The organism is Nonomuraea sp. NPDC050643 (assembly GCF_040654715.1).
Lineage (GTDB): Bacteria > Actinomycetota > Actinomycetes > Streptosporangiales > Streptosporangiaceae > Nonomuraea.
Genome location: NZ_JBFAIM010000037.1, coordinates 14,777 through 30,542, shown reverse-complemented (window position 1 = coordinate 30,542; position 15,766 = coordinate 14,777). Strand labels below are relative to the sequence as shown.

General features: G+C 70.3%; 12 protein-coding genes. 1 reads left to right on the top strand and 11 read right to left on the bottom strand.

Annotation, left to right across the window (positions count from 1 at the left end; all coding sequences use genetic code 11):
* Nucleotides 1-52: 52 nt before the first annotated feature.
* Nucleotides 53-1,918 (top strand): beta-L-arabinofuranosidase domain-containing protein, encoded by a 1,866-nt coding sequence (locus AB0I15_RS38125; RefSeq protein ID WP_358106896.1) that lies wholly within the window; start codon nt 53-55, stop codon nt 1,916-1,918.
* A gap of 180 nt (nt 1,919-2,098) precedes the next feature.
* Here AB0I15_RS38125 and AB0I15_RS38120 read toward each other — a convergent pair whose 3' ends face one another.
* Genes AB0I15_RS38120 through AB0I15_RS38070 form a run of 11 tightly spaced genes read right to left on the bottom strand, consistent with a single transcriptional unit; the run spans nt 2,099 to nt 15,758 of the window.
* Nucleotides 2,099-3,400, bottom strand: a complete 1,302-nt coding sequence (locus AB0I15_RS38120) for a glycoside hydrolase family 28 protein (protein ID WP_358106893.1) — start codon at nt 3,398-3,400, stop codon at nt 2,099-2,101.
* Nucleotides 3,397-5,547: a hypothetical protein gene (locus tag AB0I15_RS38115; RefSeq protein ID WP_358106890.1), complete on the bottom strand. Its 2,151-nt coding sequence runs from the start codon at nt 5,545-5,547 to the stop codon at nt 3,397-3,399. Before AB0I15_RS38115 ends, AB0I15_RS38120 begins: the two co-directional genes overlap by 4 nt.
* A complete protein-coding gene (locus tag AB0I15_RS38110; RefSeq protein WP_358106887.1) occupies nt 5,544-6,548 on the bottom strand; it encodes a DUF5605 domain-containing protein in 1,005 nt (334 codons plus the stop codon). Before AB0I15_RS38110 ends, AB0I15_RS38115 begins: the two co-directional genes overlap by 4 nt.
* Nucleotides 6,545-7,918, bottom strand: coding sequence for a DUF5060 domain-containing protein (locus tag AB0I15_RS38105; RefSeq protein WP_358106884.1), 1,374 nt, complete (start codon nt 7,916-7,918; stop codon nt 6,545-6,547). The genes AB0I15_RS38110 and AB0I15_RS38105 overlap by 4 nt, the downstream gene beginning before the upstream one ends.
* Before the next feature lie 14 nt (nt 7,919-7,932).
* On the bottom strand, nt 7,933-9,360 hold the full coding sequence (locus tag AB0I15_RS38100) for an extracellular solute-binding protein (protein ID WP_358106881.1): 1,428 nt from the start codon (nt 9,358-9,360) through the stop codon (nt 7,933-7,935).
* A complete protein-coding gene (locus AB0I15_RS38095; RefSeq protein ID WP_358106878.1) occupies nt 9,360-10,499 on the bottom strand; it encodes a sialidase family protein in 1,140 nt (379 codons plus the stop codon). Before AB0I15_RS38095 ends, AB0I15_RS38100 begins: the two co-directional genes overlap by 1 nt.
* A 38-nt stretch (nt 10,500-10,537) precedes the next feature.
* On the bottom strand, nt 10,538-11,581 hold the full coding sequence (locus tag AB0I15_RS38090; RefSeq protein WP_358106875.1) for a sialidase family protein: 1,044 nt from the start codon (nt 11,579-11,581) through the stop codon (nt 10,538-10,540).
* Nucleotides 11,582-11,609: 28 nt separating this feature from the next.
* Nucleotides 11,610-12,650, bottom strand: coding sequence for an oligopeptide/dipeptide ABC transporter ATP-binding protein (locus tag AB0I15_RS38085; protein WP_358106872.1), 1,041 nt, complete (start codon nt 12,648-12,650; stop codon nt 11,610-11,612).
* Nucleotides 12,647-13,642: an ABC transporter ATP-binding protein gene (locus tag AB0I15_RS38080; RefSeq protein ID WP_358106869.1), complete on the bottom strand. Its 996-nt coding sequence runs from the start codon at nt 13,640-13,642 to the stop codon at nt 12,647-12,649. The genes AB0I15_RS38085 and AB0I15_RS38080 overlap by 4 nt, the downstream gene beginning before the upstream one ends.
* Complete coding sequence (locus AB0I15_RS38075) at nt 13,617-14,753, bottom strand: ABC transporter permease (protein ID WP_358106866.1); 1,137 nt, start codon at nt 14,751-14,753, stop codon at nt 13,617-13,619. Before AB0I15_RS38075 ends, AB0I15_RS38080 begins: the two co-directional genes overlap by 26 nt.
* 6 nt (nt 14,754-14,759) lie before the next feature.
* Nucleotides 14,760-15,758: an ABC transporter permease gene (locus tag AB0I15_RS38070; RefSeq protein ID WP_358106863.1), complete on the bottom strand. Its 999-nt coding sequence runs from the start codon at nt 15,756-15,758 to the stop codon at nt 14,760-14,762.
* Between the last annotated feature and the right edge of the window lie 8 nt (nt 15,759-15,766).

The following is a 15,766-nucleotide window of genomic DNA, read 5'->3' as shown; positions in this document are numbered from 1 at the left end:
GCATAAATATTCATATCTTGTTGGATATATCGTTCTGGGTAAGGATGAAGGCATGAGCGATGATTCGGTGGTGCGGCCGCGCCCCGAGGCGGCGGTGGCCCTTCGCCCCGCCTCCGGAGGGCGCATCCAGGGTGGCTTCTGGGGTGCTCGGCAGCGGGTCAACCGCGAGGTCACGATCCCGCTGGGCGGCCGGCGGATCCGCGAGTCCGGCGCGTTCGCCAACCTGGAGCTGGCCGCCCGCGGTGCCGGAGGGGAGCACCGCGGCAAGGTCTTCGCCGACTCCGACGTCTACAAGTGGCTGGAGGCCGTGGCCTGGGAGCGCGGCAGGGGCGACGACGAGAGCCTGGCCGGGCCGTACGCGGAGGCGGCGAAGCTGGTCGCGGGCGCGCAACGCGCCGACGGCTACCTGCACACCCACACCCAGCTCACCGGCCGCGAACGCTACTCCGACCTGGCCTCCAGCCACGAGCTCTACTGCGCGGGCCACCTCATGCAGGCCGCCGTCGCCGCCGGCCGCGCCACCGGCGACCGCACCCTCCTCGACGTGGCCACCCGCTTCGCCGACCACCTGGTCAAGGACCTGCCGCCGGACGCGCTCGACGGGCACCCGGAGATCGAGACGGCCCTGGCCGAGCTCTACCGGGAGACCGGGACGCGTGCCTACCTCGACCTGGCCACCCGCATGGTCACCACCCGCGGCCACGAGCGGCTCCCGCTCAAAGGCCACCACGGGCCCGGCATCCGCCAGGACCGCGTGCCGCTGCGGCAGGCGACCACGGTCGAAGGGCACGCGGTCCGCGCCGTGTACCTCGCCGCCGGGGCGGCCGACGTCGCCGCCGAGACCGCCGACGCCGACCTGCTCGCCGCACTCGGCCGCCAGTGGCGCGACATGGTGGCGACGAAGACGTACCTGACCGGTGGCCTCGGCTCCGTCTGGTACGGCGAGCAGTTCGGCGGCCCGCACGAACTGGCCCCCGAGACCGCCTACTGCGAGACCTGCGCCGCCATCGGCAGCGTGCAGTGGTCGTGGCGCATGCTCCTGGCCACCGGCGAGCCCGCCTACGCCGACCTCATGGAACGCACCCTCCACAACGCCGTCCTGCCCGGCATCTCGCTCGACGGCGACCGCTTCTTCTACGTCAACGCCCTCAGGGTGCGCGCCGGCGCCAACCCGGACGACCGCCGCGCCGCCGCCCGAGGCCGCCAGGACTGGTACGGCACCGCCTGCTGCCCGCCCAACGTGATGCGCCTGCTCTCCTCCCTCGACCACTACGTCGCCACCCAGGACGGCGACGGCGTCCAGCTCCACCTGTACGCCGGCGGCACCGTCCGCGCCGGCCAGGTCCTGCTGGAGGTCGAGACGGACTACCCCTGGGACGGCCGCGTCGAGATCGTGGTCCGCGAGACCCCCGTCCACCCGTGGACCCTCTCGGCCCGCATCCCCTCATGGGCCGACCCGGCGGCCACCGACGCCGAGCCCGGCACCTACCACCGCGTCCGGCGCGCGTGGCGGCCGGGCGACCGCCTCGCCCTGGACCTCGGGGTACGCCCCCGGCTGACGGCCGCCGTACCCCGGCTGGACGTGGCGCGCGGGCAGGTCGCGGTGGAGCGGGGCCCGCTCGTCTACTGCCTGGAGCAGACCGACCACCCGGGGATCGTCGTGGACGACCTGTGCCTGGCCGGTCCCGACCTGCGCGACGGACCGGCGCTGAGCGGCCTGCCCACCGACGTCGTGCCGGTCACCGCACGCGGCCGGGCCCATGCGCACCGGGAGGAGGACGGCGGCTTCCCGTACCGCACCGCCGCCGCTCCCCGTGAACCGGAGCACATGGGCCCGGTCGACCTCACGTTCATCCCGTACTACGCGTGGGCGAACAGAGGGGCGGGCCCAATGACCATCTGGACCCCAATGCACTGACCCCCGAACACACCAGCACACACGGCGCTCAGCACGACGGTCGTACCCGCCGGAGGTTCACCACCTCCCAATAGCCATCTGAAGGCGTTGGTGAAGCATCAACTGGCAGTGGAGCCATATTCGCCGGCAGCGCTTCCCTTGTTCGCCCAGGATCCGTGCGCGCCTCGCGACCATCCCCACTCAGTGCTCGCCCACCGTGACGTTCCTGATCGAGAGTCTCTCCACGTCGTCGGCCACGTCCGCTCGTTCCACCCGTGCGAACGTGCTGTCCCTGATCGTCACGTCCCGCAGTGGCTGCTCCGGATACCCCCGCAGCAGGTACGCGCTCCGCGTCCGGTCGCTGCGCACCCTCGCCACGTTGATGTTGCGCACCGGCGGAGGGTCGTCCCCGTTGTGGCCGTCACCGTGGTACAGGTCGATCGACACGGCCTCCTTGGTCAGCTCGCTGATCTCGACATCGTCCACGAACACGTTCTCCACGAACCCGCCCCGCACCGAGTTCGTCTTGATGTAGAGCCCGAAGTACAGTCCGGCCCCGCCCCACCGGCACCGCCGCACGAACACGTTCCTGATCCCGCCGGTGGTGTCCGTGCCGATGGCGACCGACCCGTACCGGTAGCGCATGTCGCAGTCCTCGATCAGTACGTCCTCGCACGGCACCCCCACCCGCCGCCCGTCGGGTCCCCGTCCCGCCTTGATGGCGATGCAGTCGTCGCCCACGTCGAACACGCACCCCGAGATGACCACCGACCGGCACGACTCGGGGTCGCAGCCGTCGTTGTTGGGGCCGCGCGAGTGGATCGACACGTTCCGGACGAGCACGTTCTCGCACCGCACGGGGTGGATCTCCCACATAGGGGAGCGCACGATCCGTACGCCCTCCACGAGCACGTTGCGGCACAGGTACGGCTGGATCATGTTCGGCCGGAAATAGTGGCCCGCGCCGAAGACGCGGTCCTCGACCGGGACACCGTCCGCCGCCATGCGCTGCAGCTCGGCCCAGTCCTCGGCCTCGTGCGGCATGCCGGGGCGCCAGCCGAACTCCGGCGTCCCCACCCACGGCCACCAGTGTTCGGGCCCGGCCTGGCCGTCGAGGACACCGGCGCCGGTGATCGCGATGTTCTCCTGGCCGTAGGCGTAGATGAAGGGCGAGTAGTTGTAGCACTCGATGGCCGAGAAGCGGGTGAAGACGGCCGGCAGGTAGTCGGCGGGATCGGTGCTGAACAGGATGCGGGCGCCCTCCTCGACATGCAGGTCCACGTTGCTGAGCAGGTGGATGGCGCCCGTCGGGTACGTGCCGGGCGGTACGCGCACATGCCCGCCGCCCGCCTCGTGGCAGTCCTGGATGGCGGCGCGGAACGCCTCGGTCCACGTGTCTCCGCCCCCGTAGGAGGTGACGTCGAACCAGCGGTCGGGGAACTCCGGCGGGCGGACCCGTTCGCGGAGTTCGTCCGCGTACCGCCAGGCCTCTTCCTCGGTCATCGCACCTTCCTCATGCGCAGCGCGTGGTACAGCGGCAGCGCGATCACCCACGACGGGTTCCACGTGTTCGCCTCGCCGGTACGCTGCCAGTTCGTCTGGAAAAAGCCCTCGCCCTGCTCTCCCGGCGTCGCGAAGCCCCAGTCGCCGGGTTCCTGACTGACGCCCTGGCCCATGGCGCGCAGGATCGCCTCGGCCCGCGCCGCGTACCAGGGCCTGCCGGTGGCCAGGCCGAACTCCAGGAGCTCGGAGGTCGGGAAGAACACGTCGAGGTGGTGGTTCTGGACGCTCACCGTGGGCCAGCCGCATGCCTTGAACCCGCGCCGCGCGAACGTGCTGCCCGCGTCGAACTCCGGTGACCACACGTACACGAACGTCAGCAGCCAGTCGGCCGCCGCCTCCGCCCACTGCGCGTACAGCTCGCGGCCGGTGAGCCGGTAGAGGTCGAAGGCGGCCTGGAAGTAGTACATCCCGGCCTCCTTGTCCTCGCCGGAGGCGTCCAGGGTGGCGTGCGCGAACGGCCGCTCGAACGTGGCCGCGTGCAGCCGGTGATAACGGCTCAGCACCTCCTCGGCTCGCAGCAGCCACACCCGCTCGCCGCTCAGCCGGTACGCCCCCAGCATCGCCTGCACGCACGCGCCCCCGGCCGCGGTGACCATGCGCGTGACCGGTGTGCCCTCCGGGGTCCAGCCGAGCGGGACGATGCCCTCGGGCAGCCTCGTGTGCCAGAAGAGCGCGGCGGCGTCCTCCACCGCCTCCTCCCACTCCGGCGGCACCTCCAGACCCGCCTCCCTGAACTGGAGCGCCAGCTCGGCCAGGTCGGCGATGGTCTCGCCGTGGGCCCGGCTGGAGACGAACGCGGCGCCGTCCTTGCGGAACATCTCCCACGTGCCCTCGTCGCGCAGGTACCGGCCGTGGCGCAGGCCGCGTACGGGCGTGGCGCTGCCCTCCACGTAGAAGCCGGCGGCGCGGCGGGCCCGCTCGACCCGCTCCGGCTCGCCGCGCTCCAGGCCGAGCATCGCGTCGCAGCGGGCCAGCTTCATGCACTGGCCCGTCCAGCCGTACAGGTACGCGCGAGGGCGGCCATGGCGGGTGCCCTCGTAGGCGAGGTAGCCGTCGCCGTCCCAGCGCGCGTCCATGGCGGTGGTCTTGAGCCGGATGAGATCGTCGGTGGACAGCGGCCCGGTGCCCGGCTCGTCGTACAGCCCGGTGTGGACGAGCTTCCTGAAGCCGAGGCCGCGCGGCTCCACCGGGCCCCAGTCCAGGGTGTGGCGGGTGGTGATCGTCTCTCCCGGGGCGAGGTCCCGGTAGCCGATCGGCCGATCCGCCACCTCGGCCTTGCTGACGTAACAGACGTCCGTCTCGCCGTCGAACATGATCACCCCCGTCAGGGCGGCCACCGTGAGCCCCGGCGTCCTGACGAGGCCGAGCGAGCCGTAGGCGACGGTGCCGTCCGGGGTGCGGGCGGGCTCCGGGTGGGCGAAGAGGCTGACGTAACGGTCGTCCCAGGCGGCGTTCACAGCGGGGATGGGCAGGCGGTGCTCCTCGACCACGACGCCGTCGCCGAGGTGTGGCACCGGGCGGCCAGGGTCGGAGGACGGATTGTCGTTGTAGAGGACGCCGGGCATGGTCACGTGGGCGTCGTCGGTGGGGAGGGGGAGCAGGAGGCCGGCCGCCACGTCGGTGACCGGGTGGCCGGAGTCGTTGCGCCAGGTGGTGGTGAGGGTGAGCAGGCCGTCGGTGGTGAAGGCCAGCTCCAACCGCGCGCCGAGCGCCCCGGCCCGCGCCGCCACCACCACGATCCCACCCGCCCCCACCGCGCCGCCGCCGTCGGCCCCCGGCAGGAGGATGGAGCCGGGGCTCGGTAGGTGGGAGGAGCTGGGGTCCTGTAGGTGGGAGGAGCCGGGGCTCGGTAGGTGGGTGGGGTTGGGGTTCGGTAGGTGGATGGAGTCGGGGTCGGCTGGTTCGAGGCGCCAGGGGCGGCCCGTCGAAGCGGTCAGCAGGCCGCGCAGCGGCGCCCGGAGGTGCGCGCCCTTCATGTCGCGCCGGCTGAGCCGCACCTCGGAGCCGTCCCTGCCGGCCACCACCTCGACGATCTTCCCGCCGGGTTCGGCGATGGAGGTGAGCAGCGGCGACGCGGTCGCCGTCATGGGAGCCGCCGCAGCCGTACGGCCTGCCCGACCGTCCCCGGCAGGGGGACCGTCACCGTCGGGCCCTCCAGCACCCCGCACGGCGTGACCGTCGGCTCCCACGTGTCGATCACCTCGACCTCGTACCGCCCGGCGGGCACGTCGTACTCGCGCTGCGGAAAGCGATGCTCCCCGCAGAACTCCAGGTAGAACTCGCCCGGCACCTCCAGCATCGGCGCGTCCCGGTCGCGGTAGGCCGCCTCGGCCGGCACCGTGGCGAGCACCGTGCGCAGCAGCGCGAGCCGGGACACCGCACCGCCGACCAGTGTGCCGCCGGCGGAGGACCAGGTCAGCCCGTCGTCGTCCAGGTACGCCTCCCCGTGCGTCACGCACCGCCGCCGCACCGCGCCGTCCCACGCCTGGGCCACGACCTCCTCGGCCGTCAGGCTCAGCCACGGGTCGTCGGCGTCGCCCTCGTAGCCGCACATGTCCATCAGCACCGGTTTGTGGTGGTCGCGCGTCCGCGTCCAGGCGTCCCGCGGGCTGGGCGCGCGGACGCTCCCGTGCGTGAACGAGCGCCGCCACAGCAGCGGCGACCCGGCCTCGACGGTGATCGACAGGGGATGGTGCCCAGGATCCTCCTCGGCGACCAGGTCGGCCAGCCGCACCCAGTCGTGCTCGGACAGACCCGGCAGATCACCGGGGGAGTCCGTCAGCGACCACCACACGTTGGGGTGGACGGTCAGCCGGGGCACGACCTCCGCCACGTAGCGGGCCGCCGCCTCCACGTCGGTGATGCCGTCGTCGGGGCGCAGCAGCACCAGCTCGGCCGTCACGCCGATCCCGGCCAGCTCCGCCACCCGCTCCTCCAGCGAGTCGAGCGTGCAGCGGGTCGCCAGCGCCGCCATCCGCACCCGGTCGAACGGCGACGACGCCAGCGTGGCGAGGGTCCGGGCCCGCCGCTTCTCGTCCTGCAGGTGCCAGCCGAACGCGGTGGTCCCCAGGGAATTGAAGATCATCATGTCCTCGTCATCCGCAGCGCCAGGTACGGCCGGCGCGGCAGCCCCACGCGTACCCGGTCCCGGTGCACCCCGTCGACCGGGGTGATCGTCATGTTCCAGGCGTCGATCAGCTCGACGCCGTAGCCGTCGCCGGGCGGCAGCTCCACCGTGACGGAGGCCGGTTGCCGCCGTCCCAGATAGCGCAGGAAGGTGCCGTCGCGGCGCGTCTCCATGATCCGCCGCAGGAAGGCGATCCTGGCGGGGCTCTCGCCGTGCAGGCCGCCGCCGTTGCCGATCCACGCCCGCTCCTGGAAGCCGGTCATCGACTCGCCGTGCCCGACGTAGCCGCCGCGCGTCATGCCCTCCCAGAACCGGTCCACCAGCTCCTCGCCGGTCACGTTGCCCCAGCGCCTGCCGATGTTGCCCTCGTAGCAGATCTCGTCGAGCACCACCGGCTTCGGGCAGTCCCGCAGCCAGGAGTCGGTCAGCGTGACGTCCCAGTGCTGCACGCTGTGGTGGGTCACCCAGGGCTTGGTGTTGTCGTACAGGGTCGCGACCTCGTACATGCGGGTCCCGTTGTGGATCGAGCGCAGGTGCTCGTACGGGTCCAGCCGCTGGATCGTGCGCAGGATGTCGTCCCAGTCGTCGACGGTCTTGGCCCGGTTGAAGTCGTACTCGTTGGCGGCCGACCACCACACGTTCCGGTACGCCGCCAGCCGCGCGATGACGTGCCGCAGGTAGGCGTGGTCCGTCTCGCGGCCCATGTCCTCGATGCCGCGCAGGCCCCCGTCGTACGGGTGGAAGAGGATCACGTCGGCCTCGACGCCCAGGTCCAGCAGGTCGCGGACGCAGGACTCCAGGTGCCGGAAGAACACCGGGTTGAACCGGGTCAGGTCCAGCCCGCCGGGGTCCTCCCCGGCGAACGGCACCTCGGGCGGCGCCATCTGCCCGGTCGGCAGCACGCACATGCGCAGCTTGTTGAACGGCGAGCCCGCCAGCGTCGCCAGCGTCCGGCGTTCGCGGTCCTCGTCCATGTCGTGCGTCCAGTGGTACGCGGTCGTGCCGAACGGCAGGTACGGCGTGCCGTCCGCGTACGCGAACCCGGTGCCCACGGCCCGTACCGGACCATGGTTGCCCTCGGCGGCGGGGGTCACCTCGAAGGCGCCCGTGTGCCCGTCCAGCTCACTCACATCGCTGACCGTCACGTAGCTCCAGCGGCCCACCGCGTCCGGCATGAACCGGACGCGGTAGACACCGTCACCGTCGTAGAAGCCCTCGGCCTCGACGATGCGGCTGCGGTAGCGGTACCGGGCCGACAGGCGAACCTCCGCGAAGGGGTTGCCGCCGGCCGGCCCGGCCAGCTCGAGCTCGTGGACGCCCCAGCGTTCCACGGTGGGAGACAGGGTTACCAGTCCTTCCCTGCGGCGGCCTGCGCCTTGATGTAGTTGGGGATGTCCTGCTGCTGGGAGACGGTCAGCGACTGCTCGGACGTCATGCCGTCGCGCAGCACGTGCTGGCGGAAGACCGTGTACAGCGGCAGGTCCCAGAACTCGGTGTTCTGGTAGTTCGACACCGAGGCGTTCTCGCCCCAGTAGACGGCCGAGGTGTCCAGCTTGGCCAGCTCGGGGACGCTCTTGCCGAAGTTCGACACCACGTTCTCGGTCTGCAGCACGGCCTTGATGCCCTGCCTGGACAGCTCGGTCTGCGCCTCCTCCGACACCAGCCACTTCACGATCTGCAGTGCCTGGTCCTTGTGCGGGGCCGCCGGCGGGATGAACGCGGCCCGCGTGTTCGGCTGGTAGACCGTCTTGGAGCCGCGCTTGAGCACCGGCACCGAGGCGACCCCGATGTCGACGCTCTTGGCCTGCTCGGCGAACGCCGCCTCGTCCCCGTCCTCGATGAACAGCTCGCGGCCCGCGTACATGTTCAGCCGGGACAGCGTCTCGACCGCCATGGCCAGGTGGCCGGGACGGCTCATGTCCCCCTTGAAGAAGTCGGTGACGGTGGTGAACTCGTTGCGCGGGATCGTCAGGAAGCGGTACAGGTTCTCGACGTACTGCTTCCAGCCGTCACTGGTGATGTCGACCTTGACGTCCTCGGGCGCGGGGTTCTCGCTCGTGGTGGGCTGGAACGGGTAGAGGCCGAGCTGGTTGAACTCCAGATACTGGTCGGGGTGCTGCATGTAGCCCTTGTAGTGGTCCAGGCCCTCGTCCCTGGTCAGCTGCTTGGCCAGCTTGTACGCCTCGTCGTACGTCGTGCCGGCCTTGGGGTACCGCACCCGGAACCTGTCGAAGATCTTCTTGTTGTAGAGCAGCACGTGCTCGTCGATGAAGATCGGCACCCCGTAGATCCCGCCGTCGGAGCGCGACCTGACCAGCTCGACGGCGGCCTTGTTGAGCGTCCCGAGGTCGATGCCCGCCTGCTGCAGCGACGGCGTCAGGTCGCCGACCCAGCCGAGCGGCTCCAGGTCGCGGTCGATGCGCGAGCGGGGGTCCTCCAGGACGATGTCGGGAGTGACCCCGGCCTTCTTGAGATCCTCGTAGCGCACCGGGAGGTCCCAGGTCGCGTACTTGATCTTGACGCCGGGGAACGCGGCCCGCAGCTTGTTGCCGATGACCTCGTCGAACACCTTGGAACCCTGCTGGTTCTCGTCGACGGTCGCCTCGAACGGCTTGTAGTTGGCCGCGAAGACGAACAGTTCGTCGTCACAGACGCTGAACGGCGCGTTGTTCTTGTTCGGCACGTCCTTACAGGCCGCCGCGGTGGCGTTGGCGGGAGCGGCGGTGACGCTCAGCGCCAGCGCCAGCAGTGCGAGCCCACGAACCTTCTTCATCATTCGCTCCCCTTGGCAGGCGTGTAACCGCACTGACGCACGACATTCCGCCGGACGCCGTTCTTGAATTCGGTGATGGTGTGCTCGGGCCAATTCGACAGCAGGCCGACGGAGTCACGCAGATACTGCTCGTTGAACACGACGTGCCGGATGTTGTTGCGGTTGTAGGAATAGACCATGTGAATGAAGCCGTCGCGGCTCTGCGTCATGATCGGATAAGTGAACTGCGGCCCCGACTGCGCCTCGACGTCCACCGAGTTCTCCCACGTCCGCCCCTTGTCGGGCGACAGCGAGATCCGCATGGGGGAGCGGTGCTCGACCCACGGGTTGTAGGCCAGCACGAGCTTGCCGTTGTCCAGCCTGAGCGCGGCGATGCGCGAGTTCGGGTTGCCGATGGGCTCGGCCACGGGCGCGCTCCACGTGCGCGCGAAGTCGGTGGACTCGCTCTTGTAGATCGCGCCGTCACCGGTCCGCATGTACGCGACCAGCCGCCCCGGCTCCACCTCCACCACGGTCGGCTGGATCGAGCTCTTCGCCGTCTTGATCCAGCTCGTGTGCTCCTCCGGGTAGGCCTTCCACGTGCTCATGTCCGGGCTGAACACGTAGAAGCCGGAGCTGGACTCCGCCTCGTCGTAGATCGGCACCAGCACTTCGCCGTTCGACATCTTGATCGGGTTGGTGCCGACCATCCAGCCCCACTCCCTGCGGATGTAGGCGGGGTCGCTCCAGGTGTGGCCGCCGTCGTCGGAGGTGATCAGCCGGATCGGCGCCTGTTCCCAGCCGTGCCCCTCGATCGTCACGAAGAACAGGTAGAGGCGCTTGCCGTCCGACCACAGCACCGGGTTGCCGTCGGCCTTGCCCGGCTCGTCGAACACCACCTCGGGCTTGGACCAGGTCCGCTTGCCGGCCGCCAGGCGCGACAGGTAGAGCGCCTGGTTCGCGGCCCCCTCCGAGGTCCCGCCGTAGTAGACGGTCAGGATGTCGCCCTGCGGCGCCTGCGCGATCGCGGCCGCGTGCACCTTGGGGACGTTCGGGTCGGGGGCGGCGACGTCCTGGCGGCAGGCGTACGAGCCGGTGGGCTCCACCCGCACCTCGCCCTTGTCCTGGCCGGCCACGTACGACGGAATGCCGACCGCCACCGCCAAAGCGCCGTATAAAACGCTTTGTCGAATTTTCATCAGCTGCCAATCTCCAGATATTTGATGGTCTTCCGCAGATAGGAGAAGGCGACGTGCAGCCGCCCGTCTCCGCCGTCGACGACGCTCGGATAGGAATAGCCGAGCTCGTTCTGCCAATACTCGGAATCGGAGTCCTGTAGGACCCGCCGGTAGGGCCAGTTCGCGCCGCCGTCCTCCGACACGGCGACGACCAGCGGGGTGCGCAGCGCCTTTCTGCGTCGCTGCCCGTTCTTGGTCACCCACCTGAACTGGTCGCGCTCCAGGCTCGCGTCGTTGTAGACGAGCGCGAGCCGGCCGTCGCCGAGCCTCGTGAGCTGGACGGAGGAGTCATTGTTCGGCAGGCCGGTCCGCTCCGGCGCGGACCAGGTGCGGCCGTCGGCCGAGGTGGCGGAGTGGATCCGCCCCGCCCGCCGGTCGCGGAACATCGCCAGCAGCCGTCCGTCGGGCCGCCGGGCGATCGTCATCTGGACCAGGTCGCCGCTGCCGGGGACCTGGTGCTCGTCCCAGGTGCGCCCGCCGTCCGCACTGACCGCGACGACGCTGCGGTCCCCCGAGGTCCCGCAGTGGTAGGCGGGCAGCAGCCACGTCCCGTCGTCCAGGACGAGCGGTGGGTGCCGGACGAAGAAGCCCGGCTCGGCGAACAGCACGCGCGGCTCGCTCCACGTACGGCCGGCGTCGGCCGAGGTGCGGGCCACGACGTGTGCCGTCGTCTGGTCGTGCGGCTCCATGGAGGTGTGCAGCAGCCAGGTCAGGCCGTCGCCGCCGTCGAACAGCACCGGGTTCTGCTCGCTGCGCAGCGGGTCGGTGGCGATGAGCACGGGCTCCTCCCACCGGTCGCCGCTCAGACGGGCGAGGACCACGTTGGTGCCGGGGTCGCCTTCCTGGGGGCCGCTGAACCAGCAGCACAGCAGGTCGCCTTCCGGGCCGCGGAGCAGGTTGGCGGCGTGGTTGTCGGGGCCGTGCGGCGCCTGGAGCAGCGCCTCCCGCGCGTCGGGGAGCACGGCGGACGGCCGCACGATGCCGTCGAATCGCGGATCGGTCATGCCGTCACCTCTCGCACGTCCGTGCCGGTCATGCGGTCACCTCTCGTACGTCCGGGTCCGGCACGCCGCGCAGTTCGAGCTCCTCGGCGAAGTGGCAGGCCACGCGGCGCCCCTCCACCTCCCGCAGCGGCGGCGGCTCGGTGCGGCACACGTCCTTGGCGTAGACGCAGCGCGGATGGAAGGGGCAGCCGGGCGGCACGTGCGCCGGGTCGGCGATGTCGCCGAGCAGCTTGATGCGCTCGCGGTGCCGCTTGGCCGCCGGGTCCGGGTCGGGCACCGCCGACAGCAGCGCCTCGGTGTAGGGGTGCCGGGGCCGGGAGTAGAGCTCCTCGGTCGGGCCCTGTTCGACGACCTTGCCCAGGTACATGACCGCGACGACCTCCGCGACGTGCTCGATGATGCCGAGGTCGTGGCTGACGAACAGGAAGCCGAGGCCCTCCTGTTCTTGCAGGTCCATGAGCAGGTTGAGGATCTGGGCGCGGACCGACACGTCGAGCGCGCTCACCGCCTCGTCGGCGACGACCAGCCGGGGCGACAGGGCCAGCGCCCGCGCGATGCCGACCCGCTGCCGCTGGCCGCCGCTGAAGGCGTGGGGGTAGCGGTCGGCGTACTCGGGGCGCAGGCCCACGCGTTCGAGCAGCTCGCCGACGCGGGCGTCGATCTCGTCCTTGGTGCCGTACCGGTGCACCCGCATCGGCTCGCCGATGATCTCGCGCAGCGTCTTGCGCGGGTTGAGCGACGAGTGCGGGTCCTGGAAGATCATCCGCACCTCGGCCCGGTACGGCCTGAGCTCGTTCTCCTTCAACCCCGCCACGTCGATCACCGACCCGTCCGGCCGCCGGTAGAGCATGCGGCCCCCGGTCGGGTCGTGCGCCCGCACGATGCACCGGCCCAGCGTCGTCTTGCCGCAGCCGGACTCCCCGACCAGGCCGAGCGTGCTGCCCGCCACCAGGTCCAGATCGACCGTGTCCACCGCCTTCACCGCGCCGACCTGGCGGCCCAGCAGGCCGCTGCGGACGGGGAAGTGCTTGGTCAGCCGTTCGATCCTGAGCAGGGGTTCCGTGCTCACTTGTCCTCCTCGTAGAGCAGGCAGGACACCTCGCGGTCGTCCACCGGAATCAGGCTGGGCGCCACCGTGTCGCACCGCCCGGCCATCACGTGGTCACAGCGCGGATGGAAGGAGCACCCGTCGGGGCGCGCGTACGGGGGAGGCACCATGCCCTTGATCGCCGTCAGCCGCCGCTGCCTGGCGCGCCCGAGCCGGGGCATCGAGCGCAGCAGCGCCTGCGCGTAGGGATGGCGGGGAGCGGACAGCACCTGCTCGGCGGTGCCGTACTCGACCACCCGCCCCAGGTACATGACCGCCATGCTGTCGGCCACCTGCGCGGCCACCCCGAGGTCGTGCGTGATCAGCATGATCGCCATGCCGAAGTCGCCCTGCAGGTCGCGCAGCAGCTCCAGGATCTGCGCCTGCGTGGTCACGTCGAGCGCGGTCGTCGGCTCGTCGGCGATCAGCAGGCTGGGCCGGCACGACAGCGCCATCGCGATCATCGCCCGCTGCCGCATCCCGCCGCTCAGCTCGAACGGGTAGGAGTCCACCCGCCGCTGCGGCATCGGGATGCCGACCCGGTCGAGCATGTCGATGGCGCGCTTGCGGGCCTCGGCCTTGCCGACGTTCTCGTGCAGCCGGACCGCCTCGACGATCTGGCTGCCGATGGTGTGCACGAGGCTCAGCGAGGCCATCGGCTCCTGGAACACCATCGCGATGTCGTTCCACCTGATCTGCCGCAGCATCTTGGGCGGCGCGGCGACCAGGTCGACGGGGCCGCTCTCGCGGTGCAGGGTGATCTTCCCGCCCTCGATCTGGCCCGGCGGGTCCACCAGACGCAGGATCGACCTGGCCATGACGCTCTTGCCGCAGCCGGACTCGCCGACGATGGCCAGGGTCTCGCCCTTGCGCACCCGCAGGTCCACGCCGTCCACGGCGCACACGACGCCGTCGTCCATGAGGAAGTGCGTGCGCAGGTCCTCAATCTCAAGCAGCACGTCGTCTGCGGGCACGCCTGCTCACCTTCCTGTTCCCGTACGGATCGGCGGCGTCTCTGAGCCCGTCCCCGAAGAAGTTCATGGCGACCACGACGATCACCACCGCGACGCCGGGCGCGAGCATCCACGGCGCGTTCGCCACGACGCGCACGTTCTGCGCGCCCTCCAGCAGCACCCCCCAGCTCACGGCGGGGGCCTGCAGGCCCAGGCCGAGGAAGCTCAGGCTGGTCTCGCCGAGGATCATGGCCGGGATGGCCAGCGACAGCGAGGCGATGATGTGGCTGGCGAACGAGGGGATCATGTGCCGGAAGATGATCGACAGCCGGCCCACGCCGTCCAGCCGGGCGGCGGTGACGAAGTCCTCCTCACGCAGCGACAGGAACCGCCCGCGCACGTCCCGGGCCAGCCCGGTCCACCCGATCAGCGACAACAGCACCGTGATGGCGAAGTACCGGGTGAGCGGCCCCCAGTCCGTGGGCAGCGCGGCCGACAGCGCCATCCACAGGGGCAACGTGGGGATCGCCATCAGGAACTCGATGATCCGTTGCACGACGTTGTCGACGCCGCCCCCGAAATATCCGGAAATGCCGCCTATGAGCATGCCGAGTAAGAAGCTGGCCGCGACCCCGACCAGCCCGATCGACAACGACACCCGGGCGCCGTGGACGAGCCTGGACAGCAGGTCCCGCCCGTTCTGGTCGGAGCCCAGCAGGAAGAACGGCTCGCCCTTCGTCACGGGGCCGATCAGGTGGATGTCGGACGGGATCAGGCCGAGCAGCCTGTACTCGTCGCCGCGCACGAACAACCCGACCTTGATCACCTTGGCGGGGTCCTCGGTGTAGGTCTGCGCGTAGGTGTTCGCGTCGCGTTCGGTCGTGTACCCGTTGACGTGCAGGCCGTGCTCACCCGAGAACCGCACCATCTGCGGCGGCGCGTAGGTCAAGGCCGTGTTCGCCGTCGAGCTGGACATCGGCGCGAAGAACTCCGCGAAGATCGCCACGAAGTACACCGGGATGAGGATGGCCGCGCCGGCCATCGCGAGCCGGTGCCGGCGGAACTGCCGCCACATCAGCCGCCACTGCGGCAGCGTCCCTACTTCCTGCGTCTTCGGTCGCCTGAGGAACATGCGGCGCTACTCTCTCTTGTACCGTTTGCGGATTCGCGGGTCCCACCAGGCCAGCGCCAGATCGCTCAGCACGGTGCCGATCACGGTCAGCGTGCTGAGAATCAGGACGAAGCTGCCGACCAGATACATGTCCTGGTTCATGACCCCGCTGAGCAGCAGCGGGCCTCCGGTCGGCAGGCTCATGACGACCGACACGATGGTCTCCCCGCCGATCAGCCCCGGCAGCAGCCAGCCCACCGTGCTGAAGAACGGGCTGAGCGACATCCGCACCGGATACTTCAGCAGCAGCCTCCACTCCGGCAGCCCCTTGGCCCTGGCCGTGTGCACGTAGGGCCGGTAGAGCTCGTCGAGCAGGTTCGCCCTGGTCACCCGGATCATGCCGGCCGTGCCGGAGACCCCGATGACCACGATCGGCACCCACAGGTGGCCCATCAGGTCGAGGACCTTGCCCAGGTTCCAGGCCGCGTCCTGGAACTCCGGCGAGAACAGCCCGCCCACGCTCGCCCCGAAGAAGCGGAACCCGATGTACATGAGGACCAGCGCCAGCATGAACTCGGGAATCGCCATCCCGATGAAGCCGAGGAAGGAGAAGCCGTAGTCGCCCCAGGAGTACTGCCTGACCGCGCTGTAGATCCCGATGGGGAACGCGATCGCCCAGACCATGAGCAGTGAGCTGATCGACAGGATCGCCGACAGCGCGACGCGCTCGCCGATGAGCGTGGCGACCGGCTGATTCCAGGCAAACGATTGACCGAAATCACCGTGGAGCAGGATCGCGGTGATCCAGCGCCAGTACTGGACCAGGACCGGATCGTCCAGGCCGTACCGCTGCCTGAGGTTCACGATCTCCGCCGGAGTGAGGCCCTCGCCGCCCGCCTGCGCGTTCGCGATCACCGTCGAGACGTAGTCGCCCGGCGGCAGGTTGATGATGACGAAGGTGGCGATCGAGATCGCCCACATGGTCACCACCACGTACAGCAGGCGGCGGCCGAAATAACCCAGCATGCCGGCGC